Genomic DNA, 1,060 nt, shown 5'->3' on the forward strand with positions numbered 1-1,060 from the left:
AACGCCCAGAGCTGCGCAGAGTATCGCGAAATCCTTTGAAGTGTACTGGGCGCGTTCAATCGGTCGATGCAACACCGTGGAACACTGCACCGGTCAGGCCCTTGCGCAGCGCCGCAGCGGCTTTGAGGGCGTCTTCGACCAGTTCGGTGCGCATATGATCGGCGATCGCCCACCCCGCGACCCGGCCGGAGAAGCAGTCGATCACCGTCGCCAGATACAGATTCGACCCGGTGGCCAACGGCAGATAGGTGATGTCGCCGACATACTTAACGTTCGGTGCCGCGGCGGTGAAATCCCGTTTCAGCAAGTCCGGGACCTTCTGGTTCGCTGGATCCGGCGTGGTGGTCTTGACCCGCCGTCGCCGCCGGTAGCCGGCGATCCCGGCGCTGCGCATCACCCGGGCCACCCGCTTGTGGTTGACCCGCTCACCTTCGGGAGCACCGTCGTTGAGTTCAGCGGTGATCCGCGGCGCCCCGTAGGTGTTGTCTTCGTCGTGCACGGTGCGGATCCGGGCTTCCAGCTCCTGGTCAGCGGCGATGCGGGCAGCTCGGCCGTCGGCGCCGGCCAGCCAGGCATAAAACGACGATCGCGCGACCTCGACGATCGCGCATAGCCACTTCACCGGGTAGGCGTCGCAGTGGTCGGCGACGAACTGAAAGCGGCTCACCAGTTCGTCTCCCCGGCGAAATATTTGGCCGCCGACCGCAGGATGTCACGCTCGGTGGCCAACCGAGTCTTGTCAGCCCGCAACGCCTGGTTCTCGGCCCGTAGCCGGGCCAGCTCCTGGTCAGGGCTCTCGACACCCGCTGGGGCTGCACCCGCCGCAGTCGGGTTGCGGTGCCGGATCGGCACACCAGCGCTCTTACACCACGCCGACAGCGTCACCCCAGAGATGCCGAGTTCATCGGCAATCTGCGTGATCGTTGCGCCCTCGGTGTCTCGGTACAGCTCTACCGCGTCCCGTTTGAACTCGTCGGGATAACTCTTCCTTGCCATCGGTGTCGATCATCTCGCTTCCCCCGCCAATCTTGCGGGATTCAGCGTGTCCAACACCCGGGGT

General features: G+C 65.0%; 1 pseudogene. It reads right to left on the minus strand.

From position 1 onward, the window contains the following. Positions 1–996: pseudogene (locus tag BPODLACK_RS23755) on the minus strand (IS3 family transposase); the annotation flags it as partial. Positions 997–1,060: the final 64 nt, after the last annotated feature.

The sequence above is a fragment of the Gordonia sp. YY1 genome (genome assembly GCF_009872315.1).
GTDB lineage: Bacteria > Actinomycetota > Actinomycetes > Mycobacteriales > Mycobacteriaceae > Gordonia > Gordonia amicalis.